This window comes from Bacteroides sp. MSB163 (genome assembly GCF_036416795.1).
Lineage (GTDB): Bacteria > Bacteroidota > Bacteroidia > Bacteroidales > Bacteroidaceae > Bacteroides > Bacteroides maternus.
In genome coordinates, this window is sequence record NZ_CP143867.1 from 4,378,203 (window position 1) to 4,397,144 (window position 18,942).

Sequence of the window (18,942 nt, forward strand, 5' to 3'; positions counted from 1 at the left end):
AATGTGGCATTGGAAAATAGTCATCTTCTTAAGAAATCACTTCTCTTTCTGAATTGGCAATAAAGCTTCCAGCGGAGTGATTGCATCGGCTGCAAAATATCGAATACCGGAAGGGTAAAGATGTAACGTCGTTTCTCTCCGAGATCCTTTGCCGTCTTATTGATAATCAGCGCTTGCAGGGTGTATCGCAAGGAGAATATCAGAAATGCAATGCCGGCTGCCAACCAGTGAAAATTCAGTATTCCAATCACCAGGGCGGCTATCCATGCTGTATGAAATAGTAACCGTGTAGTAGTTTCAAAGCCCGATAAATAGCGTTGGATACCCCGGTAGAAGTGTGCTGTACCCATATAGCTGATTTTCTCTTCCCGCCAGTCCTTGGCACGGTAAACGGGTTGCACGCGTACCACTGCATTGGCATCGGTCTCTATCCTCGTATTCTCGGCTGTAGCTGTCTTGTTGATGAATAAATCATCATCTCCGCGTTGCAGGTTCAGGTGTGCTGAGAACCCTTTCTGGGCATAGAATAACTCTTTCCGATATGCCATGTTGCGTCCGATGCCCATATAAGGCTTTCCCGCCAGTGCATAGCCCAGATAGCGCATGGAAGTAAATAGATTATCAAAAGATACCCGTTTGTGAAGCCAGCCTTTCCCACGTTCGTATCCGCTGTATCCCAGTACGATTTGTGCACGGGAGGTAAAGTTACGTGCCATGGTGCGCAGCCACTGGTTGCTTTCGGGCAGACAGTTTGCATCGGTAAACACAAGCCAGTCATATTTACTTGCCTTTATTCCGAGAGTTATAGCCAGCTTCTTACGGCTGATGTAGCGTGAAGAACTCGGAACGAAGCTATGATACAGGTTCGGGTACTTTTCCCCTTGCAGGGTCAGGTAATCTTCGCTTTCATCCGTGTTGCCATCATTGATGACGATCACTTCGAATTGCGGGTAATCCTGTTTCAGCACAGTAGGCAGATTACGGCGCAGGTTTTCCACTTCCTCGCGGGCATAGATGATGACCGATAAAGGAGGCAACTCCTGTGAAAAATGTATGTCACTTCGCTTTACGGCACGGCTACGGGCATGTATACGATTATAAAGACAAAAGTAATAAAGGAGTTGAATCAGGAAAAGGATACCGACAGCGGCAAGTAATGCTTGTTCTGTAGTATTGAATGTTAATGCTTCCATGTGGTCGTATGACGTTTTTTGTGTTGCAAATGTACACAAAAAATATGATTATACGACAGGTACCACCACAAACTTGCTTTCCGGGAAATACTTATCCAGATACCGGTGGATATACTGCATCGTATCTTCTTGTATTGTAGTATCTTCTACGGTAGGATAGAGATTATACAGCACCGTATCCAGTTGTATTCCTCTACTTCGGATTGCCTCGAAGCTGAGCAATGTATGGTTGATACTTCCCAGTTTGCCGGAAGTCACGAATATCAACGGATATTGTTTTTCTGTAATGTAATCAATCGTCAGGTAATCCTCGGTAAGCGGAACCATTAATCCGCCTGCACCTTCCACAAGCACCACATCGTAGCGTCGGGCAAGTTCTTGCGTGGCACGTTCTATCTTTCCGAAGTCAATCGGGCGGTTGTCGATGCGTGCAGCCAGATGAGGGGAGCAGGGATAAGAGAATATCTCAGGCATGGTCAATCCCTCACGGTCTTCCTCCGTCATGCCGATGTCCATGAGACGGCGGTGCAGGTCTATATCCTCGGAATAGCCGACGTTACCTGTCTGGATGAATTTCTGCGTGATAACACGTTTACCGCTGCCAATCAGTTGACAGGCATGATAGGCTGTACAATAAGATTTTCCGGCATCTGTATCGATACCGCTGATAAAATACACATTCTTTTCCATATCTTTTAATGCTTAATACTTTTTTTTCGTGTAACGATATAAATAGGATGATACGTCAGAGTGACGTTTCCGTCTTTCCGTCTGAACTGTCCGGTATAACTGTTGCAGAAAGTCTGTAACCGTCCCCGTGTCCATACTTTCTTTTCCGTTCCTGTCACTCCGGTTTCCTTCAGATGTTGCAACACCTGGAGTGGGGTGCTGAAGGGGAGGGAGACTATTTCCTCTTCAGCATACACAGTCTCAAAATGAGGGGCAAGGAGTTCTTTCAGCGCTTCTATGGGCAGATAATCAAGTCCATGTCCTGTGAGTGTGCGGATTTCGCGCATATTTTCAGCACCGAAGGTACTGAAAGCCAGATAACCGTCTTCCGACAGGAAACGATGACAGCGGGCGAAGAATTCCTCCGGATCATTGAACCATTGCAAGGTAGAGCAGGAAGTGATTAAATCCGTCTTTTCGGGGAAGTCCAGTGTTTCGGCATCTCCGTGAATGAACTGCACGGCATCTTGCGGAAGCAAATCGGCGAGGCATTCTTTCATTTCCGGACATAGATCATTCAGCAGCAGGCTTTCCGGTTGCAACCTGTGCAGCAATAACCTGGAATAGCTGCCGGTACCACATCCGAACTCCACGATACGGCGAAAGATCGGAGAAGCGCGCTCCGTCAGCAGTTGCAGCATTTTCTCGGCTACCTGTTGCTGTACGCGGGCTTCGCGCGAGTAAGTATCCCGTGCACGGGCAAATCGTTCCGCAATCAGTCTTTTGTCCATATTTCCTGCAAATAGTATCGGAACAGTTCTACTTGATAATGGGCATCTTCCGTGTAATGCACCCGTATGCTTTTCCGGTTATTCTCTTCTTCTTTTTGCCAGGCATTCAATTGATTATCGGGAGGAATGATGCGGTCGTTGTTTCCCACTACCGCTTGTTGCCAATAGAACGAAGCAGCGGGTAGTGAGAGATACATACGTTCTATTTCCACCAGTTCCTCTTTCAGTTCCTCTAGCGGTCGCTTGGGCGTAATGTTCAGGAACTCTTTGAAAGCCTCCCCGTTGAAGCACATTCTTCTTAAAAACTTATGTAGGGAAGGACCGGTCAAACCTTCCAGGGTTCCGTGATAGATTGCAGTCGGAATACCGCATGTATCATCAATAGGATAGGGGGTTCCATTGATGGCTATACTGTTTTTAATGACGAGAGCTGTATCCGTTTCCTGCAATTTACCCATTACCTGAGTTGCCGCCCATACTCCCATTGACCATCCGATGACGTTGATCTCACGGTATCTTTTCAGCAAGGATGCGTCAAACTCCAGCGTCCGGTAATCATAGCAGAGCATGTAGTCACTGTCCGCAGGTTGATAATCTTTGAACGGTGTTTCGTCAGCTCCCCATCCGGCAAAGAATAATAATAGTCGGGGATGCCTGTCTTTTATGATATGAACTTGTTTCATAATTCTGTATTATTATTTAATATATTTTACCAGCTTTCTGACTTCTTCTTCCCTTATTTCCGCCGTCAGCGAAAAGCGGATACGCGATGTTCCTTCCGGCACTGTAGGTGGTCGTACAGGCAAGGCATAAAAGCCATGCCGTTGCAACTCTTCAGCCTTCAAAATACTCTCTGAACTTTTCCCTACAATCATAGGCACTATATAACTGGCACTCGGACACTCATATCCCTTTTCTTTCAGAGCTACGCGAAGAATATTGCTGATATTTTCCAAATGTATCCTTCGCTTCCTGAAACCACCCAATCGGCGGACGATAAACAAAGTCCATGCGATATTTACCGGAGGAAGTGCCGTTGTAAAAATAAGTGTTCGCATTCTGTTCACCAGATACTCCCGGATGGTGCGTCGGCAAACAATGTATGCTCCGGCTGATGCGGCTGCTTTGCCAAAAGTGCCTACCAGAAAATCAATCTCCCGGATGCATCCGGTTTCTTCAGCGCAGCCCAGTCCTTGTTCGCCCCGTGCTCCGAAAGCGTGCGCTTCGTCCACGTAGAGCAATACATTTTCGTACATCTGTTTTAGCCGTACCAGTTCTTTCAGATCGGCAGTATCTCCGTCCATGCTGAAAATACTTTCGGTGACGACAATCACCTGTCTGTATGCAGCATGATTCTCGGCGAGCAACCGTTCCAATTGTTTTAGGTCATTGTGCCGGTAGCGGATACATTTGGCTGATGAAAGCCGGATGCCGTCAATCAGGCTTGCGTGTACCAGCTTATCCGCCAATATCAGTGTTTGCGTATCGCTCACGGCAGGCAGGATACCAGTATTGGCATGATAACCGCTGTTGAATACCAGTGCCGCCTCCGTTCCGAACAGTTGTGCAAGCGTCTGTTCCAGTTCCGCGTAGACGGTGAAGTTGCCGGTCAGCAGGCGCGATGAGGAAGAGGTGGGCAGAAAACTGTCGGCTGTCAGTTCTTGCAGAAACTCTTCCCGCAAGGTACGGTCGGCAGCTAGCCCCAAGTAATCATTCGAGGAAAGATTCAGCATACGCTGTCCGCTTGCGATAACCTCCCGTCCTTCATGGATCAGGGCGGGCAGGGTTCGCAGATTGCTGCGCTCTTTCAGTCCTTGCAGCTCCTGTTGCATTTGATCTGTCACATTCATTCCATTTCTCCTATAATCTTCAATAACCCGCTTGTCAGCTTTGTCAACTGCTCCGGCTCTATGATGAACGGTGGCATAATGTAAACCAGCTTGCCGAAGGGGCGCACCCAAATTCCTTCCTCCACGAATCGTTTTTGCATCCACGCCATGTTTACCGGGTCTTGTACTTCAATCACACCGATGGCGCCCAACACCCTCACATCTGCCACTTGTGGAAGTGCCAGCGCGGGTTTCAGTTCACGCCACAACTGTTCTTCAATGCGGCTCACTTTTCCCTGCCAATTGTATTCGGGTGACGTCAGCAGGCGTATGGAGGCGCATGCCACTGCACATGCCAGCGGATTTCCCATAAATGTGGGACCGTGCATGAAAGCTCCCGGTGCATGATTGGAAATTGAATCCGCCACTTCGTTTGTGGTCAGCACGGCGGACAACGTCATGTATCCGCCCGTCAGCGCTTTGCCTATGCACATGATGTCCGGTTCCACACCTGCATATTCCCAGGCAAACATCTTGCCTGTGCGCCCGAATCCGGTGGCTATCTCGTCAAAGATCAGCAGAATGTCATATTCCTTGCATATTCTGGCAGCTTCACGCAAGAATTGCGGATGATAGAACCACATGCCGCCGGCACCCTGAACGATGGGTTCCAGAATCAGTGCAGCCAATTCCTCGTGATGCTTTTCCACAATATCCAGCAGTTCCAGCGCGTCGTCGGCATCCCAGTCGCCATCAAAGCGCGATTGCGGACGGGAAGTGAAATACCGCACCGGCAATGCCGAGCCGAACAGGGAGTGCATTCCGGTCACCGGATCGCATACGGACATTGCGTTCCAGGTATCTCCGTGATACCCGCGACGGATGGTTACGAAATTACTTTTCTTTGCTAGATGTGCCCGTCCGGGAGCCGATTGACTCTTGGCATACCAATACTGTACAGCCATTTTCATGGCTACTTCCACAGCTACCGAACCGGAGTCGGCATAAAATATCTTTTGCATGGATGGCGGCACCAGTGGCAACAGCAGTTTGCCCAGTTCTACCGCCGGATCATGCGTCAGTCCGCCGAACATGACGTGTGACATCTTTTCCGTCTGTTCCCGGAGAGCTTGATTCAGCACCGGATTGTTGTATCCGTGCACCATGCACCACCAGGATGACATACCTTCTATGAGCACCTGCCCGTTTTCCAGTGTGATGGTTGCCCCGTCTCCCCGTTTCACCTTATACACCGGTAAGGGGTTGGTGGTCGATGTGTAAGGATGCCACAAATGTTCCCTGTCGAATTGTGAGTCACTGAAGCGGTAGCCTGCATCTTCTATCAGTGCTTTGTCTTCAGATACTTTTGATCCGAGGGTCGTGAGCAAATCTCCCACGATGGCGGAGTTCACACCTATGTACAAGGATTTTTTCACGGCTTCCTTTGTCAGTTGAGAACGTCCGCCCGCAAAGCGCAGGTAGGCTGTGGGGTTGATGAAGCGGAACAGGGCGATGGTGGTCAGCACTTCTTCCTCGGTCAGCTGGGGCTGGCTTTCCAACGGTGTTCCCGGAATGGGCTGCAACAGGTTCAGCGGCATAGAGGGCACTTCCAGATCTCTCAGTGTAAAAGCGAATTCAATCCGCTGTCCGGCTGTTTCGCCCATGCCGATGATGCCGCCGCAACAAATATCCATTCCTACGCGACGGGCGGCTGCCAGGGTTTGTAGTTTTTCTTCCTGTGTATGTGTGCTGCACAGGGTAGGGAAGTAGCTTGGGGCGGTTTCCAGATTGCAGTGGTAGCGCGTCACGCCTGCCGTATGCAAGGCACGCAGTTCGTCTTCATTTAGCAGTCCCAGCGAAGCGCAGAGTTGGATGGAACTTTTCCGTCTCATATATCGGGCGGCTTCACACAGCTTCTCCATGTTTTTCCCCGAAGGCTTCCGCCCGCTGGTCACCAATGAGAAACGGACTACGCCCTGTGATTCGTTGTGCAGTGCATGGCGCAGGCACTCATCCTTATCCACCAGATCGTAAACATCCGCTTTCGTCTTATAGTGTGATGATTGTGCGCACCATTTACAGTTTTCGGGGCAGCGGCCGGACTTTGCATTGATGATGGAGCACATATCGAACTCCTGCGATGCCCGTGCGGCGGTGATCTCATGTGCCGCTTCATAGAGGGCTTCCTTATCCGGCTGTGTGGCCAGCCATTCCGCTTCTGCCTGTGTGATGGGGACATCTTGCAGTACTTTGTTTTTCAATTCTTCTACTGTCATATTCTTACGTTGTTTTTATGAGCATACAAAATACATATGACGCGAATCATGCAAATGCTGTTTTCAGATTTGCACGATTCGCGTCACATGTGTTCCACGCTTTTTTATAATGGTGTTTATATTCAACCCCTGTCTTGTTCTGAGATAGGAGGTGTTTACATACTGTTTCCCTTTAGGACCGATTGTAACCGGGCATAAAACAGGTGTCAATCCTCTGAAATCAAAGATTTCGAGCTTTGTTCCCAATCCGTTCTCGTTTCCCAACGGTGTGCCTATGTCAGTTTCCTGTCCTTTTCCGTTGTCTGTATTTTCCAGACTCTGCCTGTCGCTTTTGCAGCTGGCTGATGTTCCGGACTTTTGTTTGGAGAGCGAAGAGTCCGCCACACTTTTGGGCAGACAACCGATAGTGACGCAACGTCCCAGGCTGGCAAATGCAGCATAGGCTTTCCGGCTCCATTTCCTGAAGCGCAGGGTCGTTCTATTGAGTTGTCTTTTCCTCATGGTGTTTCCGGATCGGTTCAATGCCGTTTTTCGGTATTATTCTTGTTAATCGGCTGCAAATGTAACAAAAATATTTTTCTCTTTATAACGATTGAAGGCCTATGATCGCATGAATAAAAAATAGTTTTCCCACGTTTCTGTTTCCTTGTTATTCAGTAATGCGCTGACAACCTGACACAACGATGTGCATATAAGTACCGCCTTCCATCTGGCCGAACTGTGCGGTATAAAAGATCAAGCCGAAATTCCATCCGACGTTGGTACACTTGGTACAGCCCTTCTTTCGTCTCACACACGCGCGTAAGGTGGACGCTCAAGAGGAAAATGTGGCAAATGACAGTAATCCGCTGTCATGGGCGGAGCTTTCACGCTTCGCCTCACCGAGGAGCAGAAGAAGGAATTCAAGCCCTATGGGATCTCGCCATTACCTCCGCTTCCATTTGGCTGAAGCACTTGCGAAATACGGTCTGTTGGAAAGCGCAGATGGAAATGGAACTTATACAAAGTCGGATAAGCGGTGAGGAATGATCGGTGGTGGTGGCTGAGTGGTGGGGATTCACACCTTAATTATACGCGCACGTGTGTGTGAGGAAAAGGAGCCGGTGAACCTCTGTACCAAGTGTACCAACTTCATCATTACAAAACCATACCTCAACTCCGCAAAAATGAATCTCAACTTTACCTCGCTAAACCTCAGCTCTAGGTTCTCAAACCTTAGCTTTATACCTCCAATCCTCAGCTTTAAGGTTCTCCCTGTGCTTTTTCCCGCCTCTGTTCACGCGCACATTTCGCGCACGTATATATAATAATGTATCCTCTTCCCCTTCTTTCATCCTTTCTTTCAGAATTATGTTCTACAACATCCTTATCAATCAGCCATTTACGAAATTGTTTCAGAAATATGGTGAAAAAGTGATAGATATATTTGGATTGAATCGTAATATGCCCTACTTTTGCATCCGCTTTCCAAGAGACGGTAAGCCTTGCAATTGACATTCTGACAGAAACGGCGTAGGAACTCCACCGTTTTTCTTTTCTTTGGGCTTAATTCCAACCAAGAATACAGCATTTTAAAAGAAAAAAGAAAAAAAACTTCCGGAAACATTTGGAAGATATGTGATAAAGTTCTTACCTTTGCGCCCGCTTTCCAAACGAAGGCAATCGATAATTGACTTGCTGATTAGGAAACCGGTGTTGCTAAGAACTCCTTTCTCTTTCCTCTTTTATCTCCCTTTCGCAAAGAGAGACGACGAGAAAAAGAAAAAAGAAAAAAAACTTCTGAAATTATTTGGAAGATATGCTTAAAAGTTCTTACCTTTGCATCCGCTTTCTGAAAAGAAAAGCAGTTTTGAAAAGAAGCGATCTTTGAAGAATTTACATAAACAATACAAGTAGTACAAGAGCAGAATGCTACAATGGTTAGTAATGAATAATTAATAACCAAGCGTACATTCTGGGTATAAAAAAAAGAACCGTCAAGTAACTTATATATATAGGTAATTTGAAGACTTTTAATAAACCGAGCGTCCTGAACAGAGCAAAATCACTAGTATTCTTACTAGTAATAACAATACTTTTACAATGAAGAGTTTGATCCTGGCTCAGGATGAACGCTAGCTACAGGCTTAACACATGCAAGTCGAGGGGCAGCATGGTCTAGCAATAGACTGATGGCGACCGGCGCACGGGTGAGTAACACGTATCCAACCTACCGGTTATTCTGGGATAGCCTTTCGAAAGAAAGATTAATACCGGATAGTATAACGAGAAGGCATCTTCTTGTTATTAAAGAATTTCGATAACCGATGGGGATGCGTTCCATTAGTTTGTTGGCGGGGTAACGGCCCACCAAGACATCGATGGATAGGGGTTCTGAGAGGAAGGTCCCCCACATTGGAACTGAGACACGGTCCAAACTCCTACGGGAGGCAGCAGTGAGGAATATTGGTCAATGGACGAGAGTCTGAACCAGCCAAGTAGCGTGAAGGATGACTGCCCTATGGGTTGTAAACTTCTTTTATATGGGAATAAAGTGCAGTATGTATACTGTTTTGTATGTACCATACGAATAAGGATCGGCTAACTCCGTGCCAGCAGCCGCGGTAATACGGAGGATCCGAGCGTTATCCGGATTTATTGGGTTTAAAGGGAGCGTAGGCGGAAGCTTAAGTCAGTTGTGAAAGTTTGCGGCTCAACCGTAAAATTGCAGTTGATACTGGGTTTCTTGAGTGCAGTAGAGGTAGGCGGAATTCGTGGTGTAGCGGTGAAATGCTTAGATATCACGAAGAACTCCGATTGCGAAGGCAGCTTACTGGACTGTAACTGACGCTGATGCTCGAAAGTGTGGGTATCAAACAGGATTAGATACCCTGGTAGTCCACACAGTAAACGATGAATACTCGCTGTTTGCGATATAATGCAAGCGGCCAAGCGAAAGCATTAAGTATTCCACCTGGGGAGTACGCCGGCAACGGTGAAACTCAAAGGAATTGACGGGGGCCCGCACAAGCGGAGGAACATGTGGTTTAATTCGATGATACGCGAGGAACCTTACCCGGGCTTAAATTGCAACTGACGGATTTGGAAACAGATCTTCCTTCGGGCAGTTGTGAAGGTGCTGCATGGTTGTCGTCAGCTCGTGCCGTGAGGTGTCGGCTTAAGTGCCATAACGAGCGCAACCCTTATCTTTAGTTACTAACAGGTCATGCTGAGGACTCTAGAGAGACTGCCGTCGTAAGATGTGAGGAAGGTGGGGATGACGTCAAATCAGCACGGCCCTTACGTCCGGGGCTACACACGTGTTACAATGGGGGGTACAGAAGGCAGCTACACAGCGATGTGATGCTAATCCCAAAAGCCTCTCTCAGTTCGGATTGGAGTCTGCAACCCGACTCCATGAAGCTGGATTCGCTAGTAATCGCGCATCAGCCACGGCGCGGTGAATACGTTCCCGGGCCTTGTACACACCGCCCGTCAAGCCATGAAAGCCGGGGGTACCTGAAGTCCGTAACCGTAAGGAGCGGCCTAGGGTAAAACTGGTAATTGGGGCTAAGTCGTAACAAGGTAGCCGTACCGGAAGGTGCGGCTGGAACACCTCCTTTCTGGAGCGGCGCTCAAATTCAATTAAACGATTGAAACAAATATTAGAGGTTGGTTCTTTTGTGATACTTCCATTAGAACCTCTTGGACTACGCGTAGTTGTTTATATAATATAAGAGAAAGAAGAAGCCGAGCCGCAAGGCGAGGGTTTGACTGACAGTCCTATAGCTCAGTTGGTTAGAGCGCTACACTGATAATGTAGAGGTCGGCAGTTCAACTCTGCCTGGGACTACTCTTTAAGTAATTACAAATTATGAATAAAAATTACTCCGTTCGGACTTGTAGTTGTTATTTAGTAATTCGTAATTAAAAGGGGGGGATTAGCTCAGCTGGCTAGAGCACCTGCTTTGCACGCAGGGGGTCAACGGTTCGAATCCGTTATTCTCCACTCTACCTTTTCTAGGTAATCGATCTTTGACATGATGTACAAAAAAAAGTAAAGTTATAACAAGCTGAAAGTATATATCGAGCCATACGGCTAGGTAAGACTAAAAGTAAGTAAGGGCGCATGGCGGATGCCTTGGCTCTCGGAGGCGATGAAGGACGTGATAAGCTGCGATAAGCCGCGGGTAGGTGCAAATAACCTTTGATCCGCGGATTTCCGAATGGGACAACCCAATATCTTGAAGAGATATTATCCATCTAATGATGGAGGCGAACGCAGGGAACTGAAACATCTTAGTACCTGTAGGAATAGAAAATAAATAATGATTCCCCTAGTAGTGGCGAGCGAACGGGGAACAGCCCAAACCATATGTGTTACGGCATGTATGGGGTTGTAGGACCACGTCGTGGGACGACAGTTAGTGAGTAGAATGATCTGGAAAGTTCAGTCATAGACGGTGATAACCCGGTATACTAAGCTAACTTAACCCTAGTGGTATCCTGAGTAGCGCGGGACACGAGGAATCTTGCGTGAATCTGCCGGGACCATCCGGTAAGGCTAAATACTCCCGAGAGACCGATAGCGAACCAGTACTGTGAAGGAAAGGTGAAAAGCACTTCGAACAGAAGAGTGAAATAGTCCCTGAAACCATGCGCCTACAAGCGGTCGGAGCAGCTTTTAGCTGTGACGGCGTGCCTTTTGCATAATGAACCTACGAGTTACTTTTTCCGGCAAGGTTAAGGATCTTGAGATCTGCAGCCGAAGCGAAAGCGAGTCTTAATAGGGCGGATAGTCGGAAGGAGTAGACGCGAAACCAAGTGATCTACCCTTGGCCAGGTTGAAGGACAGGTAACACTGTCTGGAGGACCGAACCGATAAGCGTTGAAAAGCTTCCGGATGAGCTGAGGGTGGGGGTGAAAGGCTAATCAAACTTGGAGATAGCTCGTACTCCCCGAAATGCATTTAGGTGCAGCCTTGATTTATACTAATATGAGGTAGAGCGACTGATAAGATGCGAGGGCTTCGCCGCCTATCAAGTCTTGACAAACTCCGAATGCGTATTAGTTCTATATCAGGAGTGAGGGCATGGGTGCTAAGGTCCATGTCCTAAAGGAGAACAATCCGGACCATCAGCTAAGGTCCCGAAATAATTGCTAAGTTGATCTAACGAAGTCAGATTGCTAAGACAGCTAGGATGTTGGCTTGGAAGCAGCCATTCATTTAAAGAGTGCGTAACAGCTCACTAGTCGAGGAGTTTGGCGTGGATAATAATCGGGCATAAGCAATTTACCGAAGCTATGGGATGTTTATACATCGGTAGGGGAGCATTCCACTCCGCGTTGAAGGTGAAGCGTGAGCTTTGCTGGAGCGTGTGGAAAAGCAAATGTAGGTATAAGTAACGATAAAGGGGGTGAGAAACCCCCTCGCCGAAAGACTAAGGTTTCCTGATCAACGCTAATCGGATCAGGGTTAGTCGGGTCCTAAGGCTCAGCCGAACGGTGAGGCCGATGGCAGAACAGGTTAATATTCCTGTACTACCTTAAGGAGTGACGTGGAGACGGAGGCGTGACAGTGCCGCGGACTGACGGAATAGTCCGTTGAAGGGTGTAGATGTTGATCGGGGTAGGCAAATCCGCTCCGAGAGTCGAACCTGATAGTATGGAGCGTTCTTCGGAACAATCCAATAGCGCATGTAAACATACTCCCAAGAAAATCCGCTAAACTTAATCTTTAAGGTACCCGTACCGCAAACGGACACACGTAGTCGGGTTGAATATACTAAGGCGCTTGAGTGATTCACGGTTAAGGAACTAGGCAAATTGACCCTGTAACTTCGGGATAAAGGGTCCCCGCTGCGAGGCGGGGCGCAGAGAATCGGTCCAGGCAACTGTTTAACAAAAACACAGGGCTGTGCCAAATTGAAAGATGAAGTATACAGCCTGACACCTGCCCGGTGCTGGAAGGTTAAGAGGAGATGTCATCGCAAGAGAAGCATTGAATTGAAGCCCCAGTAAACGGCGGCCGTAACTATAACGGTCCTAAGGTAGCGAAATTCCTTGTCGGGTAAGTTCCGACCTGCACGAATGGTGTAATGATCTGGACACTGTCTCAACCGTGAGCTCAGTGAAATTGTAGTATCGGTGAAGATGCCGATTACCCGCGATGGGACGAAAAGACCCCGTGAACCTTTACTATAGCTTAACATTGAATTTGGGTAATTGATGTGTAGGATAGGCCGGAGGCTTTGAAACAGGTACGCCAGTATTTGTGGAGCCGCTGTTGAAATACGGCCCTTTGGTTATTTGAGTTCTAACTCGCGCTGCGAGGACACTGTTTGGTGGGTAGTTTGACTGGGGTGGTCGCCTCCAAAAACGTAACGGAGGCTTCTAAAGGTGCCCTCACGACGATTGGTAACCGTCGGCAGAGTGTAATGGCATAAGGGCGCTTGACTGGGAGACTCACAAGTCGATCAGGTAGGAAACTAGAGCATAGTGATCCGGTGTTTCTGTATGGAAAGGACATCGCTCAAAGGATAAAAGGTACTCCGGGGATAACAGGCTGATCCCTCCCAAGAGCTCATATCGACGGAGGGGTTTGGCACCTCGATGTCGGCTCGTCACATCCTGGGGCTGGAGAAGGTCCCAAGGGTTGGGCTGTTCGCCCATTAAAGTGGCACGCGAGCTGGGTTCAGAACGTCGTGAGACAGTTCGGTCTCTATCTATCGTGGGCGTATGAAATTTGCGTGGCTCTGACACTAGTACGAGAGGACCGTGTTGGACTGACCTCTGGTTTACCAGTTGTGCCGCCAGGTGCATTGCTGGGTATCTAAGTCGGGATTGGATAAGTGCTGAAAGCATCTAAGTACGAAGCCAGCCACAAGATTAGATTTCTTAGGGTCGTTGAAGACTACAACGTTGATAGGATGCAGGTGTACAGGTGGTAACATCATAGCCGAGCATTACTAATTGCCCGTTGACTTTTGGTCCTTGCCTTGTATGGCGGATATATACGTTCAGTTTTCTAACTTTGCTTTTTACATCGTGTCTAACTTATTTCAGGTGACTATAGCATCAGGGTTCCACCTCTTCCCATTCCGAACAGAGAAGTTAAGCCTGGTCACGCCGATGGTACTGCGTCAAGTGGGAGAGTAGGTAGTCGCCGTTTTTGAAGGAAAGCCTCCATATCGAAATGATATGGAGGCTTTTTGTGTTTATAGGTATAATATTTCTTTGGCATTGTGGTAGGTGGGGTAGCCGATGAATTGACTCTCCTTTTTTCCTCTTTGAAAACCCTATTTTCCTTTTTCAGCAAGCTTTTTCTTTTTAGTTTGCAACTTCATCCTTATCTTTACGGAATAAAAATGGTATAAAAAGGCTTTTTTTGAAAAAGAGGACATTTTTATTCCATTCTTTCTCCTTTTTTTCTGAGGGATTTTAGTACTTTTGGACTCGAATCTAATAAAAAGGGAAAAAATCGCAATTATATAATTATTAAAATTACTCCTGTGTATATGGAAAACAAAATTCAAGAGTTGACTGATAAGATTTACCGCGAGGGGGTCGAAAAAGGTAACATTGAGGCCCAGAAACTTATCGCTAACGCTCAAGATGAAGCCAAGAAAATTGTGGAAGACGCTCGTAAAGAAGCTGAAGCAATCGTGGCTGCCTCTCGTAAGTCTGCCGATGAACTGGCAGAAAATACCAAGTCGGAATTGAAATTATTCGCCGGCCAGGCAGTGAATGCACTGAAGTCTGAAATCGCTACACTTGTAACGGATAAGATTGTCAATGCGGATGTGAAAACATTTGCTGCTGATAAGGATTATTTGAATGCCTTCATAGTTGCATTGGCTTCCAAATGGAGTGTGAACGAGCCTATTGTGATCTCTACCGCCGATGCCGATGGTCTGAAGAAATATTTCGCCGCACAAGCAAAAGCGTTGCTGGATAAAGGTGTGCAAATAGAACAGGTAAATGGTAATAAGACGTTGTTCACCGTTTCGCCTGCCGATGGTTCATACAAAGTAAACTTCGGTGAAGAAGAATTTATGAATTACTTCAAAGAATTCCTGCGTCCGCAATTAGTGGAAATGCTGTTCTAAAACCACAGGATATGAGTAAATACTATTACTACTTGGTAGCCGGTTTGCCCGAACTCACTTTGGAGGATAGCAAACTGAGCTATACGGTAGCTGATTTCAAAGCGGAACTGTATCCGAATTTGTCTGACGAAGATAAACGGTTGATTGATCTGTTTTATTTGAAGTTTGACAATGCGAACGTTCTGAAATTGCTAAAGGATAAGGACGCCGCCATTGATCCTCGTGGAAATTATTCCGCAGAAGAATTGGCTGAGTTTATCTCGTTGCTCAAAGATGGTGACGAGGTGGCTGATGCCGTATTTCCTTCCTATCTCTCCACTTTTATTTCAGAATATTTCAATACTCCTGCCGAGGATGATTTTCTGTATGAAGACCGTCTGGCTGCGCTTTACTATGCGTATGCAATGAAGTGCAGGAATAAGTTCGTGTCTTCTTGGTTTGAATTCAATCTGATAATGAACAATGTGCTGGTGGCGCTGACTGCCCGGAAATTCAAGATGGATATCGCTCCGCTGATAGTGGGAGATACGGAAGTGTGCGAGGCTTTGCGTACATCCGGTGCCCGTGATTTCGGGCTGACGGGAGAGGTGGACTTCTTGGATCAGTTAGTGAAGATCAGTGAAACCGAAGAGTTAGTGGAACGGGAAAAGAAAATTGACCAGTTACGTTGGAATTGGATGGAAGAAGCTACCTTCTTTAACTATTTCACCGTAGAGCGTCTGTTCGTTTTTCTGCTGCAACTGGAAATGATAGAACGGTGGATTTCTTTGGATAAGGAAAAGGGTAATCAGTTGTTCCGCAGCATCATAGCAACGCTGAAGGATGAAGTGCAGATTCCCGCAGAATTCAGATAAAATAAATAACATAATTATATGGCAACAAAAGGAACTGTTAGTGGCGTTATCGCCAACATGGTAACCCTCGTCGTTGACGGCCCGGTGGCACAGAACGAGATTTGCTACATCTCGACCGGCGGTGACCGACTGATGGCGGAGGTGATTAAGGTGGTAGGTACCCATGTGTACGTGCAGGTGTTTGAGAGCACCCGCGGACTGAAAGTAGGGGCTGAAGCCGAATTTACCGGACACATGCTTGAGGTGACATTAGGCCCGGGTATGCTTTCGAAAAACTATGATGGTCTGCAAAATGACCTCGATAAGATGGATGGAGTCTTCCTGAAACGCGGACAATATACCTATCCGCTGGACAAAGGAAGCAGATGGCACTTTATGCCTCTGGTGAAAGTAGGTGATAAAGTGGAAGCCGCTGCCTGGCTGGGACAAGTGGATGAAAACTTCCAACCCCTGAAAATCATGGTGCCTTTCACTCAAAAGGGCGTATGTACCGTGAAATCCATCGTAGACGAAGGTGAGTACAGCATCGAAGATATCGTAGCTGTACTGACTGACGAAGAAGGGAACGACATCCATGTGAACATGATACAGAAATGGCCGGTGAAACGCGCCATGACGAATTATAAAGAAAAGCCGCGTCCTTTCAAACTGTTGGAAACGGGTGTACGTGTCATTGATACCGTGAATCCTATCGTAGAAGGTGGTACGGGATTTATTCCCGGCCCGTTCGGTACGGGAAAAACAGTGCTTCAGCACGCCATTTCAAAGCAGGCGGAGGCGGATATCGTAATCATTGCTGCCTGTGGTGAACGTGCCAATGAGGTTGTGGAAATCTTTACGGAATTCCCGGAACTGGTTGACCCGCATACCGGACGTAAGTTGATGGAGCGTACAATCATTATTGCTAATACTTCGAACATGCCGGTAGCTGCCCGTGAAGCATCTGTATATACGGCTATGACGATTGCAGAGTACTATCGCAGCATGGGTCTGAAGGTATTGTTGATGGCTGATTCCACTTCTCGTTGGGCACAGGCTTTGCGCGAGATGTCCAACCGTATGGAAGAGTTGCCTGGACCTGACGCATTCCCGATGGACTTGTCTTCTATCATCTCCAATTTCTACGGACGTGCCGGATATGTGGTGCTGGGTAACGGCGAAACGGGTTCTATTACCTTTATCGGTACGGTGTCTCCTGCCGGTGGTAACTTGAAAGAGCCTGTAACGGAGAATACGAAGAAGGTAGCCCGCTGTTTCTACGCTCTTGAGCAGGATCGTGCCGACAAGAAGCGTTATCCCGCTGTGAATCCGATTGATTCTTATTCTAAATATATCGAATATCCTGAATTTGAGGAATATATCAAAACTCACATCAATGGCGAGTGGATCGGTAAGGTGAATGAAATCAAAAACCGCTTGCAACGCGGTAAGGAGATTGCCGAACAGATCAATATCCTGGGTGATGACGGTGTACCTGTAGAATATCATGTAACATTCTGGAAATCAGAATTGATCGACTTCGTAATCCTGCAACAGGATGCTTTCGACGAAATTGACGCTGTAACACCGATGGAGCGCCAGGAAGATATCTTGAACATGATTATTGATATCTGTCATACGGAGTTTGAATTCGATAACTTCAATGAAGTAATGGATTATTTTAAGAAAATGATCAATATCTGTAAGCAGATGAACTACTCGAAGTTCAAATCAGAAGAATATGAAGGATTCCGTAAACAGTTGCAGGAACTGATTGAAGAACGTAAAGCCTAAGGATGTACTATTTGACTATTTACAATTTACTATTTGCCTTGCGGATGCAGGTGCATGGAGGTTGTAGATAGTAAAATAGTAAAATAGGATGGCAGAGATTTGAATAGTAAATAGTAAATTGTCAAATAGTAAATAAATAGATGGCAACAAAAGCATTTCAAAAAATATATACCAAGGTCACTCAGATTACGAAAGCTACGTGTTCGCTGAAAGCAACAGGGGTAGGGTATGATGAGTTGGCAACCGTAAACGGCAAGCTCGCCCAGGTGGTGAAGATTGCCGGTGACGATGTGACTTTGCAGGTATTTGAGGGTACGGAAGGTATCCCGACCAATGCGGAGATAGTATTTCTGGGTAAGTCGCCTACGCTGAAAGTGAGTGAACAGCTTGCGGGACGTTTCTTCAACGCTTTCGGTGATCCGATTGACGGTGGTCCGTCTATCGAAGGTCAGGAAGTGGAAATCGGTGGTCCGTCTGTGAACCCGGTACGCCGTAAACAACCGTCGGAACTGATCGCAACTGGTATTGCAGGTATCGACTTGAACAATACGCTGGTATCCGGACAGAAGATTCCGTTCTTTGCCGACCCTGACCAGCCGTTTAATCAGGTAATGGCGAACGTAGCACTTCGTGCCGAGACGGATAAGATCATTCTGGGCGGTATGGGTATGACGAACGATGACTACCTGTACTTTAAAAATGTATTCTCCAATGCCGGTGCGCTCGACCGTATTGTCAGCTTCATGAATACAACGGAGAATCCTCCGGTAGAACGTTTGCTGATTCCGGACATGGCGTTGACGGCAGCCGAATATTTCGCTGTGAACAATAATGAAAAGGTATTGGTACTGTTGACTGATATGACCTCTTACGCCGATGCGTTGGCGATCGTATCCAACCGTATGGATCAGATTCCTTCAAAAGATTCTATGCCGGGTTCTCTTTATTCGGATTTGGCTAAGATTTATGAGAAGGCAGTACAGTTCCCAAGTGGTGGTTCCATTACCATTATCGCGGTGACAACGTTGTCCGGTGGCGATATTACGCATGCTGTGCCTGATAATACGGGTTACATTACGGAAGGCCAGTTGTTCCTGCGTCGTGATACAGATATTGGTAAGGTTATCGTTGACCCGTTCCGTTCACTGTCCCGTCTGAAACAGCTCGTTACAGGTAAGAAGACGCGTAAAGACCATCCGCAGGTGATGAATGCTGCTGTACGTCTGTACGCCGATGCTGCCAACGCCAAGACGAAGTTGGAGAATGGTTTCGACCTGACAAACTATGACGAACGTACCCTTGCATTTGCCAAGGACTACTCCAACCAATTGCTGGCTATTGATGTGAACCTCGATACAACTGAGATGCTCGATGTGGCCTGGAGCCTGTTCGGTAAGTATTTCCGTCCGGAAGAAGTGAATATCAAGAAAGAACTGGTTGACGAGTTCTGGCCCAAAGCAAATAACTAAT

At 47.1% G+C, this 18,942-nt stretch carries 12 protein-coding genes, 2 tRNA genes and 3 rRNA genes; 10 read left to right on the forward strand and 7 right to left on the reverse strand.

Annotation, left to right across the window (positions count from 1 at the left end):
• Positions 1-20: 20 nt before the first annotated feature.
• The 7 genes from VYM24_RS16775 to VYM24_RS16805 form a co-directional block, all read right to left on the reverse strand.
• Complete coding sequence (locus VYM24_RS16775; protein ID WP_291548505.1) at positions 21-1,193, reverse strand: glycosyltransferase; 1,173 nt, start codon at positions 1,191-1,193, stop codon at positions 21-23.
• 48 nt (positions 1,194-1,241) lie between these two features.
• Positions 1,242-1,883, reverse strand: coding sequence for a dethiobiotin synthase (gene bioD, locus VYM24_RS16780; RefSeq protein WP_330940452.1), 642 nt, complete (start codon positions 1,881-1,883; stop codon positions 1,242-1,244).
• Positions 1,884-1,888: 5 nt separating this feature from the next.
• Positions 1,889-2,653 carry a malonyl-ACP O-methyltransferase BioC gene (bioC, locus tag VYM24_RS16785; RefSeq protein WP_299094025.1) on the reverse strand — a complete coding sequence of 255 codons (765 nt, stop codon included), beginning with the start codon at positions 2,651-2,653 and terminating at the stop codon, positions 1,889-1,891.
• Positions 2,638-3,336, reverse strand: a complete 699-nt coding sequence (locus VYM24_RS16790; RefSeq protein WP_291548510.1) for a pimeloyl-ACP methyl esterase BioG family protein — start codon at positions 3,334-3,336, stop codon at positions 2,638-2,640. The genes bioC and VYM24_RS16790 overlap by 16 nt, the downstream gene beginning before the upstream one ends.
• 12 nt (positions 3,337-3,348) lie before the next feature.
• On the reverse strand, positions 3,349-4,503 hold the full coding sequence (locus tag VYM24_RS16795) for an 8-amino-7-oxononanoate synthase (RefSeq protein ID WP_291548511.1): 1,155 nt from the start codon (positions 4,501-4,503) through the stop codon (positions 3,349-3,351).
• Positions 4,500-6,758 (reverse strand): adenosylmethionine--8-amino-7-oxononanoate transaminase, encoded by a 2,259-nt coding sequence (gene bioA, locus VYM24_RS16800; protein ID WP_330940453.1) that lies wholly within the window; start codon positions 6,756-6,758, stop codon positions 4,500-4,502. Before bioA ends, VYM24_RS16795 begins: the two co-directional genes overlap by 4 nt.
• Positions 6,759-6,821: 63 nt before the next feature.
• On the reverse strand, positions 6,822-7,259 hold the full coding sequence (locus VYM24_RS16805) for a hypothetical protein (RefSeq protein ID WP_227071660.1): 438 nt from the start codon (positions 7,257-7,259) through the stop codon (positions 6,822-6,824).
• A 257-nt stretch (positions 7,260-7,516) separates the two neighbouring features.
• On the opposite strand from VYM24_RS16805, the gene VYM24_RS16810 reads away from it, so the two are divergent.
• From VYM24_RS16810 to VYM24_RS16855, 10 genes are all read left to right on the forward strand, one after another.
• Positions 7,517-7,780: a hypothetical protein gene (locus VYM24_RS16810; protein ID WP_330940454.1), complete on the forward strand. Its 264-nt coding sequence runs from the start codon at positions 7,517-7,519 to the stop codon at positions 7,778-7,780.
• Between the two features lie 1,057 nt (positions 7,781-8,837).
• Positions 8,838-10,360: ribosomal RNA gene (locus VYM24_RS16815) — 16S ribosomal RNA — on the forward strand.
• A 156-nt stretch (positions 10,361-10,516) separates the two neighbouring features.
• A tRNA-Ile gene (locus VYM24_RS16820) sits at positions 10,517-10,590 on the forward strand.
• An 82-nt stretch (positions 10,591-10,672) separates the two neighbouring features.
• A tRNA-Ala gene (locus VYM24_RS16825) sits at positions 10,673-10,746 on the forward strand.
• 100 nt (positions 10,747-10,846) lie between these two features.
• Positions 10,847-13,729: ribosomal RNA gene (locus VYM24_RS16830) — 23S ribosomal RNA — on the forward strand.
• A 69-nt stretch (positions 13,730-13,798) separates the two neighbouring features.
• A 5S ribosomal RNA gene (gene rrf, locus VYM24_RS16835) occupies positions 13,799-13,908 on the forward strand.
• Together the 16S, 23S and 5S rRNA genes with 2 tRNA genes alongside form the textbook arrangement of a ribosomal RNA operon.
• A gap of 346 nt (positions 13,909-14,254) precedes the next feature.
• Positions 14,255-14,845: a hypothetical protein gene (locus VYM24_RS16840; protein ID WP_227071090.1), complete on the forward strand. Its 591-nt coding sequence runs from the start codon at positions 14,255-14,257 to the stop codon at positions 14,843-14,845.
• 11 nt (positions 14,846-14,856) lie between these two features.
• A complete protein-coding gene (locus tag VYM24_RS16845; protein WP_227071089.1) occupies positions 14,857-15,699 on the forward strand; it encodes a DUF2764 family protein in 843 nt (280 codons plus the stop codon).
• Between the two features lie 18 nt (positions 15,700-15,717).
• Entirely contained in the window at positions 15,718-17,472 is a 1,755-nt protein-coding gene (locus VYM24_RS16850) for a V-type ATP synthase subunit A (RefSeq protein ID WP_007213465.1), read from the forward strand.
• 140 nt (positions 17,473-17,612) lie between these two features.
• Complete coding sequence (locus tag VYM24_RS16855; protein ID WP_029428228.1) at positions 17,613-18,941, forward strand: V-type ATP synthase subunit B; 1,329 nt, start codon at positions 17,613-17,615, stop codon at positions 18,939-18,941.
• Position 18,942 lies beyond the last annotated feature (1 nt).